Source organism: Streptomyces europaeiscabiei (assembly GCF_001550375.1).
In the GTDB taxonomy this organism is placed as follows: Bacteria; Actinomycetota; Actinomycetes; order Streptomycetales; family Streptomycetaceae; genus Streptomyces; species Streptomyces europaeiscabiei.
Genome location: NZ_LRTR01000758.1, coordinates 18,003 through 40,095 on the forward strand (window position 1 = coordinate 18,003; position 22,093 = coordinate 40,095).

At 69.4% G+C, this 22,093-nt stretch carries 22 protein-coding genes, 1 tRNA gene and 2 pseudogenes; 10 read left to right on the forward strand and 15 right to left on the reverse strand.

The genetic code is table 11. The annotated features are described in order from the left end of the window. Positions 1-703 precede the first annotated feature (703 nt). From AWZ10_RS48850 to AWZ10_RS55330, 5 genes are all read right to left on the reverse strand, one after another. Entirely contained in the window at positions 704-1,063 is a 360-nt protein-coding gene (locus AWZ10_RS48850; protein ID WP_078935623.1) for a hypothetical protein, read from the reverse strand. 204 nt (positions 1,064-1,267) lie between these two features. After that, positions 1,268-1,666, reverse strand: a complete 399-nt coding sequence (locus tag AWZ10_RS37070) for a hypothetical protein (RefSeq protein ID WP_060893216.1) — start codon at positions 1,664-1,666, stop codon at positions 1,268-1,270. A gap of 509 nt (positions 1,667-2,175) precedes the next feature. Beyond that, positions 2,176-2,715, reverse strand: a complete 540-nt coding sequence (locus AWZ10_RS37075) for a phosphoribosyltransferase (RefSeq protein ID WP_037702867.1) — start codon at positions 2,713-2,715, stop codon at positions 2,176-2,178. After that, positions 2,712-3,287 (reverse strand): dCTP deaminase, encoded by a 576-nt coding sequence (gene dcd, locus AWZ10_RS37080; protein ID WP_037702868.1) that lies wholly within the window; start codon positions 3,285-3,287, stop codon positions 2,712-2,714. The genes AWZ10_RS37075 and dcd overlap by 4 nt, the downstream gene beginning before the upstream one ends. 140 nt (positions 3,288-3,427) lie before the next feature. Continuing rightward, positions 3,428-3,550: a hypothetical protein gene (locus AWZ10_RS55330; RefSeq protein WP_267886425.1), complete on the reverse strand. Its 123-nt coding sequence runs from the start codon at positions 3,548-3,550 to the stop codon at positions 3,428-3,430. Positions 3,551-3,880: 330 nt separating this feature from the next. Between AWZ10_RS55330 and AWZ10_RS37085 the strand changes: the two genes are divergently transcribed. Beyond that, positions 3,881-3,954 (forward strand) — tRNA-Gly (locus AWZ10_RS37085). A 279-nt stretch (positions 3,955-4,233) separates the two neighbouring features. On the opposite strand, the gene AWZ10_RS37090 is transcribed toward AWZ10_RS37085, so the two are convergent. The 6 genes from AWZ10_RS37090 to AWZ10_RS37115 form a co-directional block, all read right to left on the reverse strand. Continuing rightward, entirely contained in the window at positions 4,234-5,208 is a 975-nt protein-coding gene (locus AWZ10_RS37090; RefSeq protein ID WP_173531639.1) for a bile acid:sodium symporter, read from the reverse strand. Positions 5,209-5,346: 138 nt separating this feature from the next. Further along, positions 5,347-5,655 carry a hypothetical protein gene (locus AWZ10_RS37095; RefSeq protein WP_234360664.1) on the reverse strand — a complete coding sequence of 103 codons (309 nt, stop codon included), beginning with the start codon at positions 5,653-5,655 and terminating at the stop codon, positions 5,347-5,349. Continuing rightward, complete coding sequence (locus AWZ10_RS37100) at positions 5,652-6,431, reverse strand: heavy metal-responsive transcriptional regulator (RefSeq protein WP_005483587.1); 780 nt, start codon at positions 6,429-6,431, stop codon at positions 5,652-5,654. The genes AWZ10_RS37095 and AWZ10_RS37100 overlap by 4 nt, the downstream gene beginning before the upstream one ends. Positions 6,432-6,579: 148 nt before the next feature. Continuing rightward, complete coding sequence (locus AWZ10_RS37105; protein WP_005483586.1) at positions 6,580-7,731, reverse strand: tyrosine-type recombinase/integrase; 1,152 nt, start codon at positions 7,729-7,731, stop codon at positions 6,580-6,582. After that, positions 7,731-7,943: a helix-turn-helix domain-containing protein gene (locus AWZ10_RS37110; RefSeq protein WP_005483585.1), complete on the reverse strand. Its 213-nt coding sequence runs from the start codon at positions 7,941-7,943 to the stop codon at positions 7,731-7,733. The genes AWZ10_RS37105 and AWZ10_RS37110 overlap by 1 nt, the downstream gene beginning before the upstream one ends. Before the next feature lie 150 nt (positions 7,944-8,093). Continuing rightward, positions 8,094-8,351 (reverse strand): helix-turn-helix domain-containing protein, encoded by a 258-nt coding sequence (locus AWZ10_RS37115; protein WP_005483584.1) that lies wholly within the window; start codon positions 8,349-8,351, stop codon positions 8,094-8,096. 480 nt (positions 8,352-8,831) lie between these two features. Here AWZ10_RS37115 and AWZ10_RS37120 point away from each other — a divergent pair, with 480 nt between their 5' ends. The 5 genes from AWZ10_RS37120 (at position 8,832) to AWZ10_RS37140 (ending at position 14,118) form a co-directional block, all read left to right on the forward strand. Continuing rightward, complete coding sequence (locus AWZ10_RS37120; protein ID WP_005483582.1) at positions 8,832-9,677, forward strand: hypothetical protein; 846 nt, start codon at positions 8,832-8,834, stop codon at positions 9,675-9,677. Positions 9,678-9,684: 7 nt separating this feature from the next. Beyond that, positions 9,685-10,374 (forward strand): zinc finger domain-containing protein, encoded by a 690-nt coding sequence (locus tag AWZ10_RS37125; protein WP_060893217.1) that lies wholly within the window; start codon positions 9,685-9,687, stop codon positions 10,372-10,374. Positions 10,375-10,893: 519 nt separating this feature from the next. Beyond that, a complete protein-coding gene (locus AWZ10_RS52605) occupies positions 10,894-11,559 on the forward strand; it encodes a MobC family plasmid mobilization relaxosome protein (RefSeq protein ID WP_005483579.1) in 666 nt (221 codons plus the stop codon). Continuing rightward, a complete protein-coding gene (locus AWZ10_RS37135; protein WP_005483577.1) occupies positions 11,556-13,268 on the forward strand; it encodes a relaxase/mobilization nuclease domain-containing protein in 1,713 nt (570 codons plus the stop codon). The genes AWZ10_RS52605 and AWZ10_RS37135 overlap by 4 nt, the downstream gene beginning before the upstream one ends. A 247-nt stretch (positions 13,269-13,515) precedes the next feature. Next, positions 13,516-14,118, forward strand: a complete 603-nt coding sequence (locus AWZ10_RS37140) for a hypothetical protein (RefSeq protein ID WP_005483576.1) — start codon at positions 13,516-13,518, stop codon at positions 14,116-14,118. 15 nt (positions 14,119-14,133) lie between these two features. Here AWZ10_RS37140 and AWZ10_RS37145 read toward each other — a convergent pair whose 3' ends face one another. Both AWZ10_RS37145 and AWZ10_RS37150 read right to left on the reverse strand, forming a co-directional pair. After that, positions 14,134-14,832: a hypothetical protein gene (locus AWZ10_RS37145; protein ID WP_005483574.1), complete on the reverse strand. Its 699-nt coding sequence runs from the start codon at positions 14,830-14,832 to the stop codon at positions 14,134-14,136. A 288-nt stretch (positions 14,833-15,120) separates the two neighbouring features. After that, positions 15,121-15,396 (reverse strand): annotated as a pseudogene (locus AWZ10_RS37150) (ISKra4 family transposase); the annotation flags it as partial. An 11-nt stretch (positions 15,397-15,407) separates the two neighbouring features. Between AWZ10_RS37150 and AWZ10_RS37155 the strand changes: the two are divergent. The 4 genes and pseudogenes from AWZ10_RS37155 (at position 15,408) to AWZ10_RS37170 (ending at position 21,086) form a co-directional block, all read left to right on the forward strand. Continuing rightward, the gene (locus AWZ10_RS37155) at positions 15,408-18,110 is read left to right on the forward strand and encodes a lantibiotic dehydratase (protein ID WP_078531551.1); all 2,703 of its coding nucleotides are present in this window, start codon (positions 15,408-15,410) and stop codon (positions 18,108-18,110) included. Beyond that, positions 18,107-19,024: pseudogene (locus AWZ10_RS37160) on the forward strand (lanthionine synthetase C family protein); the annotation flags it as partial. The gene AWZ10_RS37155 and the pseudogene AWZ10_RS37160, both read left to right, overlap by 4 nt. 509 nt (positions 19,025-19,533) lie before the next feature. Further along, positions 19,534-20,220 carry a thiopeptide-type bacteriocin biosynthesis protein gene (locus AWZ10_RS37165; RefSeq protein ID WP_078531549.1) on the forward strand — a complete coding sequence of 229 codons (687 nt, stop codon included), beginning with the start codon at positions 19,534-19,536 and terminating at the stop codon, positions 20,218-20,220. A gap of 131 nt (positions 20,221-20,351) precedes the next feature. Further along, positions 20,352-21,086 carry a hypothetical protein gene (locus AWZ10_RS37170; protein ID WP_005483563.1) on the forward strand — a complete coding sequence of 245 codons (735 nt, stop codon included), beginning with the start codon at positions 20,352-20,354 and terminating at the stop codon, positions 21,084-21,086. A gap of 26 nt (positions 21,087-21,112) precedes the next feature. Here AWZ10_RS37170 and AWZ10_RS37175 read toward each other — a convergent pair whose 3' ends face one another. Both AWZ10_RS37175 and AWZ10_RS55990 read right to left on the reverse strand, forming a co-directional pair. Continuing rightward, positions 21,113-21,376, reverse strand: a complete 264-nt coding sequence (locus tag AWZ10_RS37175) for a hypothetical protein (protein WP_020113678.1) — start codon at positions 21,374-21,376, stop codon at positions 21,113-21,115. Between the two features lie 406 nt (positions 21,377-21,782). Next, positions 21,783-22,073, reverse strand: coding sequence for a hypothetical protein (locus AWZ10_RS55990; RefSeq protein ID WP_020113677.1), 291 nt, complete (start codon positions 22,071-22,073; stop codon positions 21,783-21,785). Positions 22,074-22,093: the final 20 nt, after the last annotated feature.

Sequence of the window (22,093 nt, forward strand, 5' to 3'; positions counted from 1 at the left end):
CCCACGGTCTCCACGGCGACTGACCTCGGCAACCTGGCACTCGCCGCCGCGGCGAGTTGAGGCAGCCTCGTGCTGACCAGCGCTTCGAGGCTTCCGCGGAAGAGAGCCAGGTGGCCACGGCTGGCAGGCCGTCTGCTGATCGTCACGGCAGTGCTCGGCGCTGCGGGGGAAGCGGTGGACGACCTGACCTCGGTCGCGGAGTACCACGTGCCGCGCCCGCCGGGGCCGGGGGCTGCACGGCCGTGGTGCGGGAGACGTCCAGTCGGAGGAGACGAGGCCGTCGTCCACGCCTACAGGCCTACAGGCCGACGGGGCTGTCTCCGGGCCGTCTCCGGGCTGCCTCCGGGCCGTCTCCGGGCCGTACGAGGTCACCCAACGCCAACCGACAACGAGGCACTGCGCTGGCCGGCACGATCGGTCGGGGCAGTTTGCCAGGTGGTCTACGTGCCCGTGGACAAGCAGGAGTCCCCACGGGACAGCCACGTCACGTCTCCCTCCGGTTCGTTCGGGCTCGGAATCCCGCACCAGGACCGACAAGATCAACGATCGGAGCGGCGGGTAAAGGATCGCATCACCGCGTGCCACAGCCGTGCCAGATGCAGGAGTCACAAAGGGTCAACAAGGGTGACTGGCGGGCGAGTTACTGCCTCCTGTCGCAGCCGAGAAAGCCGCAGGTCACCGGCAAGACGCCCCAGCCTCTCCCCTAAAGCGGTGGCTCCCTGACAACCAGCGGCAGCGGCCAGCCGGCGCAGGCCACTAGTGCGCCGCCGTCCTCGTTGAGAAAGAGCAGGGTGGTCCATGTCCGATCGGCAGAATCGATCAGCCCTGTGCGCACGGGCCGGCCATGTTCGCGGATGAGTTGCACTGCTCGTTCCAGCCCAAGAGGTTCGAGTCCGTGCATCCGCATGCGCTGAAGACGGCGCTTGAAGACTCCAGCATGCTGGCCTGCGGGTTGTGCCCGATCTCCCACCCAGTAGGTGGCGCCGCTTCGGAGGGTGGCCAGAGCTATCACGGACGCCTCGTCGTCACCAGCCAACAGCGATTCCAGCACATGCCGTTCCATGGTCACCCCCCGTTTGGATCTTGCGGTACAGCAGCCAGGTATCGCAACCCCGGCAATCGCCCCGCACGGCCGTGTCCCTGCGGGACCGCCCAGGGGCCGGCATGGCTGTGACTGCCCGATCCGGCTAGAGCTACGGGTCAGCAGGCGCTTGTGCAAGGGCCTGCCCTTCAGGGGAGGCCCTCTCGGGCAATCGTCGGCTGAGACCTACCCGTCGACGTGCTCAGACCACCATCCTCGATCGGCTTGCCAATCCTGGAACCAGGCCACGAAGTCGGCCTCCGACTCGCCTGCCTCCCCCGCGTCCGCGTACGGGGCGGCGCATCCGTCTCCCAGCCACCAGACCCGGCCGCGCTGAAGCCCGGTGACCACAAGTGCCCAGAACTCGCAGTCACGGTTGCCGCCCAGGAGGACCGAGCCGTTCTGATAGATGCCGTGGAGTAGAGGTGAGTGCTCATCATGGTCGTAGTAGTCGTACTCCCACTGCCACTCCTCCTCCAGCGGGAACGGCTCAGTGAACCTGCGTACCGCCGTTCCGTCGAATGGTTCGGGGCTGAGCCAGCAATCAGCCTTCCAGCTTTGCCACTTCTCAGGCAGTCCTCCCAACGGCAGGAGCCGGTGTGCAGTGGATGCGCCCTCCAGCGAACCGTTGGACACCTCCGCGACAAACGTCCGGTAGGGCTCCGGCAGTTCGACTCCGCAAGCGGCTTCCCACGCCCGTACGCCGGCCCAGCCGAGGGGAGACCGTCGAAGATTCCCGGGGACAGCATCGCTGAGGGCGGAGATTGCACTTCGCAGTCGTTGCCACTCTGAGTTATCTGTCATGTACGTAGTGAACACCAGGCCTGACGGCAAGGCCGTGGCCCGAGTACAACACGAGTCCGCTGCCTCACCGGCACCGCGGGCACCGTGCCCCATTTGTGCCCGATCGTGCGAGAAACCGTGGGGAACCACGGTCGCCACCGGACAGTCCGCAGCACGACGACCCCCGACCGATTCACCTGGTCAGGGGCCGTTCGCCTGCGGTGGGTGTGGGATTTGAACCCGCGGTGACTCGCGCCACGACGGTTTTCAAGATCGCTGGCGGCACAATTCCCCGTCGCAACGAACCAAGTTCAGAGCGCTTCCTTGGACGGAGTAACAGGCTCCCCCGACTTCCGTACTACAGGCAAGACACTCCACGGGAAGTTGATCCAGTCATCGGTCCGCTTCCACACGTACTCGCACTTCACGAGGGAGTGGGACTTCTCATAGATCACGGCGGACCGGACCTCGGCCACGGCGTCGAGGCAGAAGTCGTGGACGAGCTTGAGCGTCTTGCCCGTGTCGGCGACGTCGTCCGTGATCAGGACCTTCTTGTCGGAGAAGTCGATCGCGTTCGGAACGGGCGCGAGCATGACGGGCATGTCGAGGGTCGTGCCGACGCCGGTGTAGAACTCCACGTTCACCAGGTGGATGTTCTTGCAGTCCAGGGCGTAGGCGAGACCGCCGGCGACGAACACGCCGCCCCGGGCGATGGACAGCACTATGTCGGGCTCGTACCCGTCGTCGGCGATGGTCTGCGCGAGTTCGCGTACGGCGGTGCCGAACGCCTCGTAGGTGAGGTTCTCGCGGACGATCGCGTCACCGCCCGTCACGGCCTCCTCGGCGCTCACACCTGGGTCCGGTGGAAGTTGAGGAAGGACCGGGAGGCGGTCGGCCCGCGCTGCCCCTGGTAGCGGGACCCGTACCGCTCGCTGCCGTACGGGAACTCGGCCGGTGAACTGAGCCGGAACAGGCACAGCTGCCCGATCTTCATGCCCGGCCAGAGCTTGATGGGAAGCGTCGCGAGATTCGACAGTTCGAGCGTCACATGCCCGGAGAAGCCGGGGTCGATGAACCCGGCGGTGGAGTGGGTGACGAGCCCGAGCCGCCCCAGAGAGCTCTTCCCCTCCAGCCGCGAGGCGAGATCGTCGGGGAGGCTGATGACCTCGTACGTACTCGCGAGCACGAACTCGCCCGGATGCAGGATGAACGGCTCATCCCCCTCGGGCTCCACGAGCCGCGTGAGATCGGCCTGTTCGACGGACGGGTCGATGTGCGGGTAGCGGTGGTTCTCGAACACCCGGAAGAAGCGGTCGAGACGCACGTCGACACTCGACGGCTGCACCATGGATTCGTCGTACGGATCAATCCGCACCCGACCGGCGTCGATCTCGGCCCGGATGTCCTTGTCTGAGAGAAGCACGCCCTGAGGATACGCAAGACGCGCGGACCGCCCCTAACCAGCCGGACGAACCCGCGCGCCTCGGTTGCTGCTACTGCTCCCGCTACTTCCGCTACTTCCGCTTATCCCGGCCTAGTCGGCTTCTGCCGCTTCTGCGGCTTCTACCGCTTTTGCAGCGCCACCGGTACGACACTGCGCAGCCGGGCACAGCGCGGGCAGCGCATGAGCCGGCCGGGGCCGAGGCGTTCGGCCTGCTGCATCGGGAACGAAGCGGTGCTGAACACGTGCCCATCGGCACAACGGACGACGGTGCGCTCCATCAAGTCCAAGAGTCCCTTCCCCAAGAGCCGCGTCTGGCTGTCGACCTACGTCGACCTGACGACGAAGCGCCACATTACGGGATGATTGGGACGGCCCTCCAGGCGGCACTCCGGTTCCCGTCGAAGGCCCACCCAGACCCTCTTCCACGCCTCCACCGTACGCCCCAACTCCCGCGCCCCGCAGCCCCGTCCCTGCCCCGGAAACACGTCCGGGCCCCACGCTTTCAGCGCACGGGGCCCGACATGAGGTAAAGTAACGACGCGTTCCGACACCGGCACCGACCGGCGTCTTACGCGGGTGTAGTTTAATGGTAGAACATCAGCTTCCCAAGCTGAGAGCGCGAGTTCGATTCTCGTCACCCGCTCCAGAGAGAAACCCCAGGTCAGCAGCCTGGGGTTTGTTTGTTGTCTAGACCATTTTGAGGGCTTCGTGCCCTCCGCGTGCCCTAAGTCGCGCGAATGTGCCCACCAGAGGACCACTAGAGGGTAGTTTCTGACAACACGTCAGCCATTTGTCTCGAATAGTGAGACGCATTTTCTGTGACCTGCACCACTTGCAGGCGTCGGGGTGGTGAAGTCGCATACGCAAAGCGACAGTTCGCGCTGCCGTCGGCTGCGGTGTCGTGCTGCTGACTGCCGGCCATCGCTCACGATGCGGCGGGTACGTCGTCCTCGCGCTTGTCGAGGGGGAGCAGGCTTGGGATGAGCCGGACGTAGGCGACCATCCCCAGAACCTCGACCAGCGTCTGGGTGACCACGACGACCGCTGCGACCACGAGGGCGTCGGGCAGTGCCAGGGCCAAGGGCAGGACGACCAGGGAGTTGCGGGTCGCGCCGGTGAAGACGATGGCCCGTCCGGCGCCAGTGTCGAGCCGGAACAGCCGGGCTATCGCCTTCCCGGCGAAGGCCATCACCAGCAGGAACAGGACATAGAAGGGGACGACGACGGCGACGTCGGTGAGGCTGTCGCCGAGCTTGGGGATCTGGGAGGCGACCACGGTCAGCAGGGTCGCGGCCATCAGCGGCACCATCGTGGTGGTCGCCGCGTCGGAGACCCTCTGTCCGGCCGGCCGACGCGCGGCCCACGCCTGCAGGGCCCAGGCGAGGGCGAGCGGGATGAGGATCAGGAAGGCGAAGGCTTCGAGGAACGGGCCCGCCTCAACGACTTCGGCCAGCTCGGAGCCCATGAACAGGTACAGGAACAGCGGCAGCAAGAGCATCTGGGCCACGAGAAGCAGTGGGGTCGCGGCCAGGAGGCGGCGGCTGGAGCCGCCGGCCAGCCCGGAGAAGACGATCACGTAGTCCACGCACGGGCAGAGCAGTACCAGCAGCACACCGACCCGCACGGCCTGGTCTTCGGGCAGGAACGTGAACATCGCCGCGACGATGAGCGGCACGATCACGAAGTTCACGGCCAGGGCCGCGGCGAGGAAACGGCCGTCGCGCAGCGAGCGGACCAGTTCGGCGGCCGGGACCTGGAGGAAGGTGACGAAGAGGAGGGTGCCGAGAACGGGGGGGTTGATGGCGTGCTCCAGCCCCGGACCGACGACCGGGGCCAGCCGGCCCAGCAGCCCGCCGACGGCCATCGCCGCGAGATAGATCGCGACCTGGTGGTGTTCCATCCGCTCGACCAGGCCCTGCGGTCCCTTCTGCGACACCCTGCCTGCTCCCTCGTGTTCGTACCGGCCGCCCCGCGGCAGACCTCTCGCCCATCCTCACAGGTCACACGACCAGCTCGGACACCGGCGATGCTCGGCCTCTCAGCGCGACGGCGCGCTGTCCTTCGGCGCCGGCCGGACGGTGGGCATGCCGAGATCGGCGGGGGCCGGGGTGGTGCGGCAGGCCGCTGCCCGTCGCCGCCGACGCACGACGAGGATTCCTGCTGCGGCGGCTACGGCCAGTACCGCGAGGACGGGCATCCACAGGGCGCCGATCGCGGAGGTGATACCGATACCGCCGAGCAGCGCCAGCAGCGGGCCGGCGCAGCACACGGCACAGGCTGCGATGGCAGCCGTGCCCGCGCCGAGTGTGCCCCACGGGCGAGGTGGACGGGATGAGGGAGGCGTCATGCGGTCGCTCCGAACAGTTCGGCCAGCATTCCGGCGGCGCTCTCTGGCGCGCGCACGCTCAGCTGAAGGGCATCGGGAGTCAGGTGCAGGGTGAAGTCGAAGAACGCACAGCAGCTCTGCTCGGCCGCGGCGAGCGCCGCGAGTTGTCCGGCGAGTTCGGCCTCCGGCGGGAAGGACAGCCGCAGCCCGTCGCCGATCTCCTCGCGCTGCTCGGCCTTCCCGGCGAGCGTGCGCCACTGCTCGACGCGCTCGCCCAGTTCGGCGCCGCCGAGCGTGCAGGCGACCGGGGCGTCCCGCCACGTCTCCCGCTCCGATCCGGAGGTGGGGCGGGTCGGCGAAAGCGTCACCGGAACCGGTCCGGCCGCCGGGACACTGGTGGTCGTGCAGCCGCAGTCCGAGCCGCACGCACCCGCCGGTGCCGGGCCCGACAGCACGGTATGAACTCCGGCCAGGTGGGCCGAGAACGCGCGCAGCTCGGCGATCCGACCGTCGGTGTCCTTGATCCGGTCGGCCACCAGCGGCAGCATCCGGGCCCGGACCGAGGCGCACACACCTTCCTCGCGGACATCCAGCAGCTCGCGGATCTCTTCCAGCGCCAGACCCAGCAGCTTGGCCGAGGAGATGAACGCCAGCCGTTCCACCGCGTCCTCGCCGTAGACGCGGTACCCGGACGGGGTCCGCTCGGCGGGCAGCAGCCCGGCGGTCTCGTAGAAACGCAGCGTCGTGGCCGGAACACCTGAGCGCTCGGCCAGCTGCGAGATGCGGTAGCTCGTCACACCACCGACGGTAAACCTTCAACCCAGCTCGAAGGTCAAGCCCGACTTCGCCTTGGTCCCCCTCCCCCGCTGTACAGAGCCGCTGGGGTCATGCCGCTCACGTGGCCCCGGCCGGAACTCGGCCGAAGCCACGTGGAGCTGCCGTGGATCATGCCTCAAGGGCCTGCTGACGCCCGCCGTCGGCTTCTTTCAGCTGCTGTCGCACCTCGGCGTCGATGTCCTGGGCGAGCTTGCGCTGGTGCTTCGCCGTGGAGTGCTGGTAGATCAGCTGGGCCCGTTCCGAGGACTGACCGGCGCGGACCATGAGGTCCTTCATCTTGGCGCCGGTGTCGGCGGCGAGGTTGTTACCGGTGTGGCGCAGGTCGTAGAAGCGGAAGTTCTCCGGCACGCCGACCTTGGTACGCGCCTTGCGCCACTTGCGGCCGAAGGTCGAGCGGCGGAAGGGTGCACCCTTCTCACCCACGAACAGGAGGCCGTCGGGCTCCTTCTCGGCGAACCACTGAAGATGTCGGCGTAGCTCGGGCTGCATGAAGTCGGGCAGGTACACGGTGCGCTTCCCCGCACGGGACTTGGGGTCGCCTGTCACCCTCCTTCCGTTGGTCAGCTCCGGTGAGGCATGCGTGACGCGCAGGGAGCATTCGTCGATATCGAGACTGTGACGGCGCAGTTCGGCGAGTTCCTCAGGGCGGAGGGAGGCGAAGGCGCCGAGCAGGACCATGAGGCGCCAGCGCGGGCCCATGGCGTCGGCGAGGTCGAATACCTGGTCGACGGTCGCGGTCGGGCGCTCGTCGGCCTCCTCCTTTCCTGCGCCCTTGATACGGCACGGGTTACTGCGCAGGAGGTCGTCGTCGACCGCCGTCTGGAGGATGGCCTTCAGCAGGCGGTAGGACTTGGCGACGGTGGTGGCGCCGGTGGCGTTCAGTCGCTCGGCCCTCCAGGTACGGATGGAGGGCGGGGCGATCTCGTCCAGGTCCTTACCACCGAAGGTGGGCAGGATGTGCAGGCTCAGCAGCGCGTTGTAGCGGTCGACCGTGGTCGGGGCCAGGCCGCGTTCCTCCATCCAACGCAGGGCGTACTTCTCGAAGTTGACCGCGCCGGCGTCCGGGTCGCTCCATGCGTTGCGCTCGATGTCCGCGCGGACGAGGTTGAGCCAGTCCTGGGCGTCAGACCTGGTCTCGAACGTCTCCGGTGCTTTGTGCCGCTGGCCGTCCGGTCCGAGGTAGCGGGCCTGCCATCGGCCGGAGGCGAGCTTGCGTACCGTGCCGAACTCGCGCCGCCGCTGCGGCTTGCGTGCCGCCATCAGGCCGCCTTCCCGTAGCGGGCACGGAGGCGGCGGACCGGCTCGACGGTGCGTGCCTCGACGTACTCGGTGATCGCGCTCTCGGGGATGCGGACCGGGCGGCCGAGCTTCACGTAGCGGATGCGGCGCTCGGCGATCAGGCGGCGGACGAAGCGCTCGCCCGTGCCAAGCATGTCGCCGGCCTCGGCCACGGTCAGGAGGCGGTCAGCCATGCGCGGTCACCTCCTGCGCGGTGCAGGCGGTGCAGGCGGTGCGCTGGGAGCGGGGAAAGGCAGGGGGTATTGCGGGTCGGCGCAAGGGCGTTGGGTCCTTTACTCGGATGTGGTTGGGCGTGGCAGGCCGTTCGGCGGCGTCGCCTGGAACTACGCGGTGCGGGTCCCGTGGAGGAGAGCCAGGGGCGAGACCCGGAGAGCCTGGGCGAGGGCGACGAGGTCGTCGATGTCACAGCGGCGCTGGGCGCGTTCGATGCGGGACAGCATCGTGTTGGTCATCGGACGGCCGAGGGCGGTGACGCGGGCGGCGAGCTCGCGCTGGGCGAGGCCGCGTTCGGTGCGGAGAATTTCGATGGTGCGAGCGGTCCGTATTCCGGCCGGCCCGATTTCCAGGGATCGTGCTGCCATGGCTCCATTTGTAGCTTCCATTCACCGGTTTGGTTAACCGGCGATCGTCGGCTATGTTGCGCCCGGCGAACGGGCGGGGCTTACCTCTGGGCCGGGTTCCGAGTGTCCGGTTGGCGGTGTCTTCGCCAGCCCGATGGCATGCTCTGACGTGGGGTGTTGTGTTGTAGCTTGCACTCTCAGCGGGAGTCAACGGGTTCCCGATGTGATGCTTCTGGCTTCACCTGACGGTGCATTATTTCGGCAACCGGCGATCCGGGTTTATGGTTTTATTCCTGCCTCGCAGCACACGTTCGCCGTCAGCTGTCTGATTTCCCGGCGGAATGCTGGACTTGTGCGGCATGGGTGTGGCTGTCTTGGCCATACGACGCCACCAGCCCTCCCCCGCGCCTTCGGACCGGGGCTGTGTGCAACCCCCTCCCTGTGCACCGCCCGACGAGGGCCGATCGCACCTCCCCGTCCTGACCTAGGAGCCGCCGCCCGATGAGCTACGACGCCCGCGAATGGGTCTGGGACCACAGCCGCAGCAAGGGCACCGCCCGCATGGTCCTCGCCCTGATCGCCGACCGGTGCCGCGACCGGCACTGCGTCGCCTACGCGTCCGTGCCCACCCTCATGAAACGCGCCAACGCCTCCCGCACCGCTGTGCGCGACGCCCTGGCGAATCTGATCGCCAGCGGCGAGCTGGTGCAGCTCCCCGACCGCAAGGGGCCACGGGGAGAGACGTACTACGTCCTCCCGGTTGCCGCCCGGTTCCTCGCGGACCAGCCCCGGGAAGGGGACCGGAATCCGGTCCCCCCATCGGGGCGGAATCCGACCCTCGGGGGATCGGAATCCGACCCTGCCGAGCACTTCGAGAGGGGATCAGAATCCGACCCCGGGGAACGGAATCCGGCCCCCGGGGGGTACGGATTCCGACCCGATGGGGGTGCAGATTCCGGCCCCCAGAACAGAAGAGAACCGAAGGTGAACGGTAAGAGCAGCAGCAGCTCTGCCCCGCTCATCTCCGCCATCGAGTGGCACATCGACGACGATGCCCGTGCCTGGCTGCAGCACCACGGCCACCTCGACCGACTCGGCGAGCACACCCTGCGCGCCGCCGACGAGAAGTGGCGCACCTACCGGGCCACCTGGGCGCCCCGCACTATCGACGCGTGGGCCGCCGACTGGCGCGCGTGGATCGCTCGGGAGCACACCCCAGCCCCTGGCCGCCCCAACCTCTACGCCTTGCCTGGCGGCACCCCCACCGCAGCCACCGGCATGACGCGCTCCGAAGCGCACATGGCCGCCCTGCTCGCCGCCCTCGACGACCCGACCGGAACGGAGTAACCCGCCCTTGCACCGACGCGAAGTCGCCGCCGTCCTCGCCTACATCGGACGCCTCGACCCCCGCACCATCCGCACCGGCACGGGCGAGGCCCGTGGCCAGATCGCCCAGTGGCAGGAGCTGCTCGACGACGTGCCCTTCGCCACCGACCACGGCTGGGACGTCCGCGAAGCGATACGGTCCCACATCCTCGACTCGCCGTACCCGATCCTGCCCGTGGACATCGCCCGCAGATGGCGTACCCACCGACGCGACCGCCGCGACCGGCACACCGACCCCACTCCCACTGCCGACCCCGACGATCCGGCCGCCTGGCGTGCCGAGCTGCTCCGTGCCCGGAACGCTGTCGCCGCCGGCACGGCCGCCCCGTCGACGCACCGGCAGATCACCAGCGATGGCCGGCCTCGGGACGTCGAGGAGCGCCTGCACGAGATCGGTTCGTGCATCCCGCCGACCGTTCGTGCCGAGTTGGCCCGCTACCGTCCGACCCGCGCCGCGCGCGAGGCCGCCGTCGCCGAGGGCGTCCCCGATGCGCTCGGTGTCCGGTGCGACTGGTGCCACGCCCCCGTGGGCTCCCCGTGCCGTCAACGCAGGGCGAGCCCTGACGGAGCCGCCCGGGGCAATGCCGTACGTACGACTCCCCACCCGTCGCGCGTCGACCTCGCCGCTGCCCGGATGGACCGACACCGAGCTGCCTGACGCGGTCCGACTTCGCTCCTCGCGCAGCTTCGTGGGGCTACGAACGTCGGTCCCGAACCGGTCGTACGCGGTCCCCGACGAGCACTTCGGGGACCGCGTCCCGGGGACCGTGCCGACGGCTGCCGGGGACCGGTCCCCTCTGAAACCGCAGCTCAGAGGGACTTTTATTGCGGTCCCCGGAGCGTCCCCAGCAACCGGGACCGTCCCCGGAACAGCCCCCTTCGGTCCCTGCGGGGACCGGGACCGTGGGGTGAAAGGGGGACGGTCCCCGTGACGACGTGTCAGGGGGACCGTCCCCGATGAGCGTCGCGTCCCGTCCCCAATTGTCTGGGGACCGTGCACCGCAGCGCTTTGGGGACCGGTCCCCAAAGCGCCCCTCGCAACCACAGCCCTGCCCCTGACAGCACCTACCGCAGCTCTCACAACCGTCGCATCGCTCCGGCCACTGGCCTCATCTGCCATAGCTCGGCGCTTCGGCGGCTCAGCTCCCCTGCCGACCACACCCTCGGAGAACCACACGTGCACGACCGACACCACGAAGACACCAACCGGCAGGAGACGGCCAACGCCCCGGACAACCGCGCAGCAAGCAATGGCGATGGACCGTCCATGGGCCGGTCCATCGCGAGCACCTCCGCCCCGGGGGTGGCGGAGGGGGAGCTCCGGCACGAGGGCGTGCCGGAGCAGGAGGGGGTGGGCGAAGACGTCGTCGCCGAGCAGCAGCCCGCTGTCGTGCGCGCCGCCGATGAAGCCGCGCTCTACCGTGTCGCCCGTCGCCGCGAAGCCAGCGGCGACGGGCAGCGCAAGGAGCGTGTCGATGCCCGCTACAGCGTCGGCGAGAAAGCGAAGATCCTCGCCAAGGCCAAGGCGTTGGACATCACCGGCGCGCACCTGGTCGGCGCGGTCGTCATGGCCTTCGTCAACGGCGAGGAGCACCTGCCCGACCAGCGCACGGTCTACGACGACGTGATCGATGAGTTCGCCGCCCTGCGCACCCAGATCGCCCGGATCGGCACCAACGTCAACCAGATCGCCCGCCGCCTCAACTCCGGCGGCGATTCACACCCTGTGGACGCCGCCATTCTGGAGCGGGCCGAACGCCTCCTGGCCACTGCCCGGGACGCTGTGAAGGCCGTGGACGAGGCCGCTTTCCGGGCGGCCGGGCAGAAGGCGGGCCGGGTGTGATCGCGAACATCGTCAAGCCGGGCAGCAGGACCCGGGGCGTGCTGATCTACCTCTTCGGTCCGGGTACGGCGACCGTGCACACCGACCAGCACATCGTTGCCTCCTGGGACGGCTTCGCCCCCGACCCCGGACCCGAAGACAGCCCCAGCCACAAGGAGCGGATGGAGCAGCTCGTCAAGGCCCTCGACCTGCGGGTCAAGCAGGTCGGCGACCAGGCCCCGGAGGGGCATGTGTGGCACTGCTCGCTCCGTGCCGCACCCGAGGACCGCACCCTGACCGACGCCGAGTGGGCCACCATCGCCCGCCGCGTCCTGAACGCCACCGGCATCGCCCCACACGGTGATCCGGATGGCTGCCGCTGGATCGCCGTGCGCCACGCGGACGACCACATCCACATCGTCGCCACCAAGATGCGCGGGGACCTGCGCCCGCCGCGCAACTGGAACGACTACCACCGCGTCATGACAGAACTCAGCGAGATCGAGACCGACTTCGGCCTCCACCAGGTCAACCGCGACCGAGACACCTGGCCCGCCGCCAAGCGCCCCACCCGGGCGGAGACGGAGAAGGCCGCCCGCAACGGACGCGACCGGGCGGCGCGCGAGCAGCTGCGCCGCATGGTGCGCACCGCGGTCTCCCACGCTCACAGTGTGGAGGAGTTCCTGAACCTGCTCGCCGACGCGGGCCTGCAGGTCGAAACCCGCACCCTGCCCTCCGGGGACCTCAAGGGCTACAAGGTGGCCCTGCCCGACGACACCAACACCGACTTCGAGCCCATCTGGTACTCCGGCTCCAGTCTCGCCACCGACCTGTCCCTGCCCAAGATCCAGGAACGCCTCGCCGCCACCGAACCCGCCGCCCCGCAACCAGCAGGCCGGCCTCGGCCGAACCCGTGGCACCAGGCCACCGCCACCATCGAGCGCATCCCCCACCACCTCGCCCAGGACAACCCGGCCACAGCCTCAGCGCATCTGGTGGCGTTCGGGGAGATCCTCTACGCCCTGCCCGCACTCGCCCCCGCCCACCTCCGCTCCGAGCTGCGCCAGGCGGCCTTCGCGTTCGAGTACGCGGTCAACACCCGTGCCCGCGTGGGCCATCAGCATGCCCGCGCCATCCGCGGCGCCCTGAAGACCATGAGCACCCACCCCGCCGACGACAGCCTCGTAGCCATGCTCGTGGACGCCGCCATCCTCGCCGTCATCGCCGTACGCCGCAGAAGCGTCCTGCACCACCACGACCAGCAGGTCGCCGCAGCCCAGCAGACCCTGCTCCACCTTCAAGCCGCGTACGGGCAGGCGGCACCGGCCCCGCTGGCACGGCTCGCCGAACGCAAGCCGCCGGCCGACACCACACGCCGATACGCCGAACATCTGCGCAAGGCCGTGCCCGCCTACGCCGAACAGGTCCTCGACGAAGCCTCCTGGGACGCATTGGCTGCCGTGCTCGCGGAAGCCGAACGCGCAGGCCACGACCCCGCCACCCTGCTCCAACAAGCGGCCGGGCAACGCCCGCTGGACGATGCCCGCTCACCGGCCGAAGTCCTCACCTGGCGCGTCCAGCGCCTCGGCGAACGCCACGCGCCCGGCCCGCGCGCCCGGGCCGAACAAGCCCGCAGCACCACTGCCCGCGCCCGATCCAACCCGCAGGTCGCTGAGCAGACCCCTCCTGCGGTCACACCGCTGACGTCCAGTCCGCACCGGTCACGGTAATCACCCGGCCAGACAGGCAGGCTCTTCCGCGCCGATTACCGGCAACCCTGACACGTCGATCGGAGGAACCGTTTCCAGGTCGGCAAACGACTGACGGGCCCGACCACGCCATGGTCGGACCCGTCAGCTCGCGTCACCCAACGGATTCGGTGACAGCGGCCCCGCTCCGGGAAGGTCCCAACTCCGTTGTCAGTGACTGCTGTCAGGCTGAGCTCCATTCGCCGCAGGCCGTCGTCAGGAGGAGAGCATGAGCAACGCCGATCTTGGCCCGCTGGTCATCACGCGCCGCGGCGGCAGCGAGCCGATACGGGCCAACGGCGAAGCAGTAGGTAGACTCGGCGAGTTCTGGAGCTGGGCCTGCTCCGACCTGGCCAACAACACTATGCGGGGTGTCCTGGCCGAGTATCTCGTGGCCACGGCCCTGGGCGCGGCAGCCGGCACCCGCACCGAATGGGACACCGTCGACATCCGCACGCCCGAAGGGTGGCGCGTCGAGGTGAAGTCGACGGCCTACCTGCAATCGTGGGCGCAGTCCGGGGCGTCGAAGGTCCAGTTCGGCATCGCGCCGGCTGCCGGCTGGGACGCAGAGACTGGCACCACCTCGGCCGAAGTACTGCGCCGCTCGGACGTGTACGTCTTCTGCCTGCTGCATCACCAGGACAAGCAGACCCTCGATCCCCTGGACCTCGGCCAGTGGACCTTCTACGTCCTGCCCACCCGGGTCCTGGATGAGCGGTGTCCCGGCCAGAAGAGCATCAGGCCGTCCAGCCTCAAGCGCCTCAACCCGCTGGAGACCGACTTCACTGGCCTGCAGAAGGCAGTCGCCGCGTGCGCCGAAGGCACTCAGTAATTCCGGGTGGCGGGCTCAGCCCGCGCTGTGAGCCTTGTCGACCGCCTTCGCCAAGTGGGCATCAACAAGGCCGGGGCTGCCGGAGACCACGACGACCACCGTCCCAGTGCGGACAGCTGTCTGCTTGACGAGGTGGCTGCGTCCACTGCCGGTGAAGGTGAGCAGTTGGCTCCACAGCTCATCGCCCAGCCGGGCCGCGGCCACCTTCTGAGTCGACACCTTGACAGGGGTGCTGCCGAAGAAGAGCTGGTACGTGGGGCAGGAGGTCATCGCTTCGAAGATCCGGCCCACGCCATTCGAGAGCCTCTCCTCGGTGTCGCTGTACAACTCCTCCGCCACCTCCGAGTTGCTGCCGTGGGCATAGGTGAAGGACGTCTTCGCCTTGCGCGGGAAGTCGAGGCCGCCACCGACAACAGCCGCGCCGCCGAGCTCGTCCAGGGCCGGGCAACCGGACGCTATGACGTCGTCATGTCCCCTGGGCTGCTGTGGCTTGCGGAGATATCCCTCGCCGAGGTCCCGCTCGTCCAAAAGGCGCTTGCTCAGCTCGGCCGAGGACAGCGGTGCGAGTGCCGGAGCGTGCTTGCCTTCCTGCTGTTTGGGCGCGGAGGCGGGGAAGACCGGACCGTCAGTGGGCGTGCTGCCGGTGGAGCAGCCCGCCATGGCCAGGACGGTGAGGACGCTCAGACTGAGGGCGGTCGTGGTGTGAAGGCGCATGTGAAACCCCTAAGTGGCTGCGGAGCTGACGGTCTGACCAGGCCGGTCCTCCGGCGCCGGCGATATCCAGGGGCAGGGGTGAGGGGTTTCGGGGTCAGTGGCCGGGGTGACGCAGCCCGTCCTCAAGGGTCGGGTGCCACTGGTCTACCGGACTGGAATTGCGGTTGTACCAGGCGGCGTCCAAACGAGGCTCTCGCGCCTCGTGACCGGCCCTGCAGCGCAGCCACACCGAGTCGTCGCGCATGCAGAAGACGATGGGTGCGGATCCTCTCCGGGGAAGGTCGTTGATCAGGCTCCGAGTTGGTAGTTGTGCTGGTCGGGGTAGGTGCGCTGGTGTTCGCGGGTGTGGTGGTAGGCGAGGTAGGGGTCGAGGTCGTCGTTGGCGTGGACGGCGCGGAGCTTGAGGACGGCCTCGGCGCCGGCGAGGCCCCAGCGGGCGCCGGTGATGTCGAGGCGGTCGCCGATGAGGTGACGGCAGGCGCCTTCGACCGAGCCGGTGGCTATGGGCCAGCCCGCTTCGAGTGCGGTGTCGTAGTGCAACTGGTCAAGGTGTCCGGTGAGGTAGTCCCGCACCCATACGTGTCGGGGGTACAGCCCGAGTCCAGTGGGGCGCCGAACACCGCGCCTTCGCCCGCGCCGACGCGGTATGGCTGAAGGACGTCATCACCGTCCTGGAACGCGACCTGGCCGTCCTGCGGCACCTGCATGTCATCGTCGACCCCACCTGCACCGTGCGAGGGGGCAGCATCACTGTGCAGCACCAGCCGGGCAGCGCTGACGGCCCCACCGATACGCGGCTACGGCGCACCCCGGCCGTCGAAGCGGTACTGGCTCTCGCCCGTACACCCATAAAGGTCAGCGAACTCACGGCCAAGCTGTCCAGCGACTACCCCGACACCCCGCCTGCGATGATCGAGGACATGCTGCGCAGCCTTGTCGCGCACCGCGTGCTGCTGGGCAGCCTGCACGCCCCCATGACGTGCGACGACGCGCTCGGTCACCTGGTCGACCAGCTCGAAACAGCCGAAGTCGCCTCCGACACGGCCAGAAAGCTGCGGCAGATTCGCACGCTCCTCAGCGCCCACGACAGCGGCCCACTGGACAAACAACGCTCTCTCCGCGCACAGGCCGGCGCAAGGATGAATGCCCTCACCGGCATCACGGACCGCACCCTGGTCGTCAACCTACGGCCCGACCTCGACATCGTCCTCCCGGAGATCGTGACACGTGAGGCTGAGCGCGCCCTGGAGGTCATGGCCCGGGTCACGCCGTACCCGAACGGCTCTCCGGCGTGGAGTGATTACCGGGCGCGGTTCCTGGAGCGCTACAGCATGGGCGCCATCGTCCCCTTGCGGGACCTCACCGACCCGGACACCGGCCTCGGCTTTCCGGTCGGCTACCGCGGCACGGTCCTGAAGCGCCCAGTGCTGGCGATAAGCCGCCGCGACGAGTACCTCCTCGCCCTCGCCCAGAACGCAGCCCTCAGCGACCAGCGCGAGATCGTCCTCAGCGAGGAGGACATCCAGGCGCTGTCCCTCGGCGAGCCCGACCAGGTTCCCGCGCACGTCGAACTGTGCTTCACCGTGCTGTCGCCCTCCCTGAAGGACCTGGAGCGAGGCCGGTTCGCCCTGATCACGGCCGGGCTCTCCCTCGCCGCCGGCACCACCACCGGCCGCTTCCTGACCATGCTGGAGCGACCCGACCGGGAGCGGATGATCGCCGCGTACGCCAACCTGCCGACGCTCGCCGCCGGCGCCACCCGAGGCCAGGTCTCCAGCCCGCCGCTGCGGCTGCCCACGTACAACGTCGCCCGCGCCCCGGCCGTCGTGCCGAAGGTGCTATCCGTCAGCGAGCACAACCCGCACGCCACCCTCGACCTGGACGGCCTCGGCGTCGTCGCCGACTCCCAGCGCCTGTACCTGGTGCAGCTTGCCACCGGCCGGCCCGTCGAGCCGTCGGTCATGAACGCCGTGGAACTCGCCAACGCCACCCATCCACTGGTCCGCTTCGTGTGCGAACTGCACCGCTCGCACGCCGCGGTCCTGCTGCCCTTCGCCTGGGGCGCGGCAGCCCAACTACCGTTCCTGCCCGAAGTACGCGTCGGCCGCACCATCCTGTCCGCCGCGTGCTGGCGACTCCGCGCCCGAGACCTCGGCGGGGACAACTGGGCCTTCCGCTTAACCGACTGGCGCATCCGCTACGGCGTGCCGCGCACCGTCTATGTCGGCAGCGACGACCAGCGGCTGCGCCTGGACCTCGACATCCCCGCCCACGTCCAACTTCTCCAGGCCGAACTGGACCGAAACGGAACGGTGGTGCTCCACGAGGCGCCCCCGGAGAGCGCGTTCGGCTGGGTGGGACGCGCGCATGAGATCACCGTGCCCTTCGCCGCCGACCAGCCGCCCACCCTCACATCCATCTCCCGGACCGCGACCGTGGTGAGCCGCACCTCCGGCCGGATACCGGGCGCGAGCGAGTGGGCGTACCTCAAGCTGTACGGCAACTCCGACCGCACGCCGGAGGTGCTGACCACCCACCTGCCGCGGCTGCTGAGCGACTGGGGAACCGAGGAGCCGACCTGGTGGTTCACCCGCTACGCCGACCCCGACAGCCACCTGCGACTGCGGCTCCGCCTGCCAGACCCGCATGCCTTCGGCCACGCCGCACAGCGCGTCGCCGCGTGGGCCGCAGAGCTACGCGCCGAGGGTCTGATCCAGCGCGTGCAATGGGCCACCGACGAGCCGGAGACCGGCCGCTACGGCACCGGCACCGTCCTCGAGGCCGCCGAACGGTTCTTCGCCGCGGACTCCGCCGCCGCGCTCGCGCAGCTGGCCCTACCCATCCCCGATCGCCTGCGGCCTGCCGTCACCGCCGCCAGCTTCGTGGACATCGCCGACGCCTTCCTCGGCTCACCCGCAGACAGCCGGGCATGGCTCACCACCAACCTTCTGAAGAACGACGGCGACCCCGCACCCCGCGACGTACTCACCACGGCCATCCGTCTCAGCACCCCGGACCCCGACCACGCCTCCCTGCGGTCCCTGCCCGACTGCGCCTACGTCGCCACATCGTGGGCCCGGCGCCGAGACGCCCTCACCGCCTACCACCAGGCACTCAAAGGCAACGGTGCCGACCCAGCCGCCGTACTGCCATCCCTACTGCACATGCACCACAACCGCACCACCGGCATCGACCCCGGCAGCGAAGCCACCTGCCGCCGCCTCGCCCGCGCCGCCGCCCTGTCCTGGACCGCCCGCACCCAAGGAGCCCCGCGGTGACCACCGCCCCGCCCGCCCCCGGGGCCGACCTGGCCACCCGGCAGTCCCTCGCGCACGGCCCCCTCGGCATCACCCTGCTCCACATAGAACGAGCCCGGCGCGGGCTCGCCCCATGGCAGTCCGTACACCGGCAACTCGCCGCCGTCGGCCCCCTGATCGACGGAGACGATGCCAGCCTGTTCCTCGGCGCACCCGCGATGACGTACGTCCTGCACCTCGCCGCCACCAACAGCGACCGCTACGCCGGAGCACTGCACGCACTGGACACCAGTGTCGCCGCACACACCCGCCGCCGCCTGGCTGCCGCCCACGCGCGCATCGGCCAGGGCCGCTACGCCAGCTTCGCCGAGTACGACCTGTTCCGGGGCCTGACCGGGCTCGGTGCCCTTCTGCTGCGGCGCCTGCCGGAGAGCGACGAGCTCAAGGCCGTCCTGGAGTACCTGGTGCGGCTCAGCGAACCTGTGACCGGGCCCAAGGGGCAGCCGCTTCCCGGCTGGTGGGTCGAGCATGCCCCGGCCAGCCACCAGGCGGCAACGCCGGGCGGTCATGCCAACGCCGGTCTCGCCCATGGCATCGCCGGCCCGCTCGCCCTCCTCGCACTGGCCAAGCGCCACGGCATCACCGTGAACGACCATGACACCGCCATGGCCCGCATTTGCCACTGGCTCGACCGCATACGCCGCAGCGACCACCGCGGAACTCGCTGGCCGCGCTGGATCACCGATACAAACCCGACACCCGTGGCGCCGACCGCACCGTCCTGGTGCTACGGCGTCCCCGGACTGGCTCGTGCGCAGCAGCTCGCTGCGATCGCCCTGGGCGACGAGGACCGCAAGAGGATGGCCGAACGCGCTCTCCTGTTATGCCTGTCCGACCCGCACCAGCTCGACCAGCTCACCACCCGCGGCCTGTGCCACGGAGTCGGCGGCCTCCTGCGCACCGTGCAACGTGTCGCTGAGGACGCCGAGGCCCCCACGGTGTTCACGGACCGGCTCCCCGAACTGCGTGAACGCTCCCTCGCCCTCCCCCTCCGGAAGAAGCCGGCTTCCTCGAAGGGGCGGCAGGAGCGGCCCTGGCCTTCCAGTGCGCCGAACCGGGGGCCGCGCCCGCCACCGACTGGGATGCCTGCCTGCTCCTGTGCTGAGGGGGACGACGTGGACCACACGGGCACCACTGCGATGGAGGGCGCCATCCTGTCCGTCCTCGCGGGAACGCCCCTCGATGAGGCCGCCGGCGAGGTACGCACATCCCCTGCTCGACTGGCCGACGCGGTTGAGCGGTACCGCGCCGCCGGTCGCGCCGCACTCACCACCTCACCCGCAGGCTGGCACCAGGTGAACATCGAGTTCGCCGACTACCCCACCGCGGAACGCGCCTTCCGTGCGTACATCCTGCCGGTCCTGCGCACCGGGCCGGTCGGAACATGGTGGTTCGTGCGCAAGTCCCTTGCTGGCGCCTGCGCGTCCAGGCGAGCCCGGACGCGCGAATCAAAGACGCCGTCGCGCAGGTCACCGAAGCCCTCGACAGCGCACTGTCCTGGGGCGTGGCCAAGGGGTGGTGGTCCTCCCTGTACGAGCCGGAAACCATCGCGTTCGGTGGTACGGAAGGATTGATGCTCGGGCACACCCTGTTCCACACCGACAGCGTCGGCGTCCTCCACTACCACCAGCACGCCGCCGAAGGCACCGGCGGCCTCCTCGGAGCCAAAGAGACCTCCCTCCTCGTCACCGCCCTGTTCCTGCGGGCGGCCGGACTGGAATGGGGAGAACAAGGAGACGTCTGGGGGCAGATCGAAGCCCGACGGCCACTCCCCGAAGACGTGTCCCCGGACCAGGTCAGCCGCATGGCGGACACGCTACGGCGCCTCCTGACGCTCGACGCCGGCCCCACACTCACCGACGGCCCACTTGTGCCGTTGGGGAACTGGGTGACAGGCATGGAGCGGGGTGGCCGAACCCTCGCGGACGCGGCACGTGCGGGCAGCCTTCAGCTCGGCCTGCGCGGCATCCTGGCACGGCACGTCCTCTTCCACTGGGACCGCATGGGTTTCACCACGCGCCAGCAAGCCATCTGGGCACGAGCGGCACGTGAGACGGTCCTCGGTAGTTGACCGGCGCTCCACGGCCACTTCACGTGAGCCCACCGAAGTACCTGTCACAGGTGCGTCGCACCACATACCGTCGGGACGGACGTCGTCAGCCGGTAAGCGCGGCTGCCGCGGAGGGTGGAGGGCATGGCGTCGTGACGGACGAAGAGCTGCGGGAAAGACTGGCGTGGGGGCGGCAGAGGCTCGAAGAGATGGGCGTATTCCGGTCCCCGGAGGGACTTCGGTGGGCAGCCGCCCACGGGATCGTGCTGTTCGTGTGGCGCAACGGCCCCATCGAGGACGCGCACGCTTCACCACCCAGCAAGCGACGCAAGAACCTGCACGATGGCGCGATGTTCGCCCGCAACACGTGGCTGACCCGACAAGCCTTCGACGCCTTGGGGAGCAGCGAGCCCTTCCGTCTGCTGGAACTGGAGGACGTGATCTTGGACCGCGAGGCGGTCTGGCCGGGGTGCGACGGGACGTTGACGGACTTCGGCTGGGGGTTCCTGGGGGAGATCAAGAAGCACGTCAAGAGACGCATCGACACCCTCATGCACTTCGAGGAACAGCTGCCGCACGACGACTTCCTGATCTTCATGGCCGCCCCACAGCTCGGAACCCACGACGACCACTTCGGTATGCCGAGATGGCCTGCTTGCGTGAAGGCGGCGATCCGTCGCTTGCGCGGCGAGGACGAGGAGTTCTTCCGCAAGCGCGGCGATCTGATGAAGCGCATCGGGCCAGCGCCGGACTCGGTCACCACAGACCTGGAAAGGACAGAGAAGGCGCTGCTGAACGCCCCCTGGGAACTGGGCGCCGAGGCTCTCGGCTGGTTCGCCTGGAACCCGATCCTGAGGGTGCCTCGTCCATCGCCTCCGACGTGCTGAAACGCCGCAGGGCAATGCGTACTCACTCACAGCACCCGCCGGAATCCCGGCAGCCTGCGCAGTCCGGCAGCGAGCAGGAAGGACGTCGGCACGGCGGTGACGGAGACGATGCTCCACGCGGCGGTCGCGGACAGGCCACGGTCCGCCAGGTGGTACTGCAAGGTCACCACGATCGGAAGATGGTCGATATAGACGGCGTACGCGTCTGCCGCCAGTTCGCGTGTCAGGCGGTTGTCGCCGCTGGCGGTCTCGCGCAACAGGGTGAGCAGGCCGACGCTCAGGGCCAGCACAGGGCGCTCTCGTACGCTGACCACAGGGCGGCGGGGGCGTTGAGTCCGCCGGGCCGAAGCAGTCCGCGTCCGCGCCGACGGCGAACAGGAGGGCCAAGGCGAGCAGGCCGCCGGTCAGCCAGAGCCAGCCGGTGCGGGCATCGAGCCGGTCGAGCCATCCGTGGCGGTGGGCGAGGACACCGAGGGTGAAGAACGTGGCGTGCTGCGGCAGCCGGGCGGGCTCGACCTGGACGAAGTCCAGGACCGGCACCCAGGTGTCGAGCGGGTAGCGCAGGCGGATCGCGAACGTGGCGGCGGCGACCGCGGCCGTCCTCCCTGTCCTCGCCGTGCGCCGCAGGAGCGCTCAGCACCACCACGACCAGCAGGTCGCCGCCGCCCAGCAGACCCTGCACCACCTCCAGGCCGCCTACGGGCAGGCCGCACCGGCCCCGCTGGCGCGGCTCGTCGTAGGAAAGCCGCCGGCCGACGTCACGCACCGATACCCGAGCACCTGCGCACGGCCGTGCCCGCCCACGCCGAACAAGTCCTCGACGAGACCGCCCGGGACGCATTCGCGGCCGTGCTCGCGGACGCCGAGCGCGCGGGCCACGACCCCGCCATCCTGCTTCAACAAGCGGCCGGGCCACGCCCGCTGGACGATGCGGGCTCGCCAACGGAAGTCCTCACCTGGCGCATCCAGCGCCTCGGCGAACGCCACGCACCCGGGCCGAACAAGCC

Coding starts and splice junctions, on each gene's coding strand:
- AWZ10_RS48850 (WP_078935623.1), bottom strand. CDS start 1,063: ATGGAACGGCATGTGCTGGAATCGCTGTTGGCTGGTGACGACGAGGCG.
- AWZ10_RS37090 (WP_173531639.1), bottom strand. CDS start 5,208: ATGGAACACCACCAGGTCGCGATCTATCTCGCGGCGATGGCCGTCGGC.
- AWZ10_RS37095 (WP_234360664.1), bottom strand. CDS start 5,655: ATGACGCCTCCCTCATCCCGTCCACCTCGCCCGTGGGGCACACTCGGC.
- AWZ10_RS37105 (WP_005483586.1), bottom strand. CDS start 7,731: ATGGCGGCACGCAAGCCGCAGCGGCGGCGCGAGTTCGGCACGGTACGC.
- AWZ10_RS37110 (WP_005483585.1), bottom strand. CDS start 7,943: ATGGCTGACCGCCTCCTGACCGTGGCCGAGGCCGGCGACATGCTTGGC.
- AWZ10_RS37115 (WP_005483584.1), bottom strand. CDS start 8,351: ATGGCAGCACGATCCCTGGAAATCGGGCCGGCCGGAATACGGACCGCT.
- AWZ10_RS37120 (WP_005483582.1), top strand. CDS start 8,832: ATGAGCTACGACGCCCGCGAATGGGTCTGGGACCACAGCCGCAGCAAG.
- AWZ10_RS37140 (WP_005483576.1), top strand. CDS start 13,516: ATGAGCAACGCCGATCTTGGCCCGCTGGTCATCACGCGCCGCGGCGGC.
- AWZ10_RS37145 (WP_005483574.1), bottom strand. CDS start 14,832: ATGCGCCTTCACACCACGACCGCCCTCAGTCTGAGCGTCCTCACCGTC.
- AWZ10_RS37165 (WP_078531549.1), top strand. CDS start 19,534: ATGGTGGTTCGTGCGCAAGTCCCTTGCTGGCGCCTGCGCGTCCAGGCG.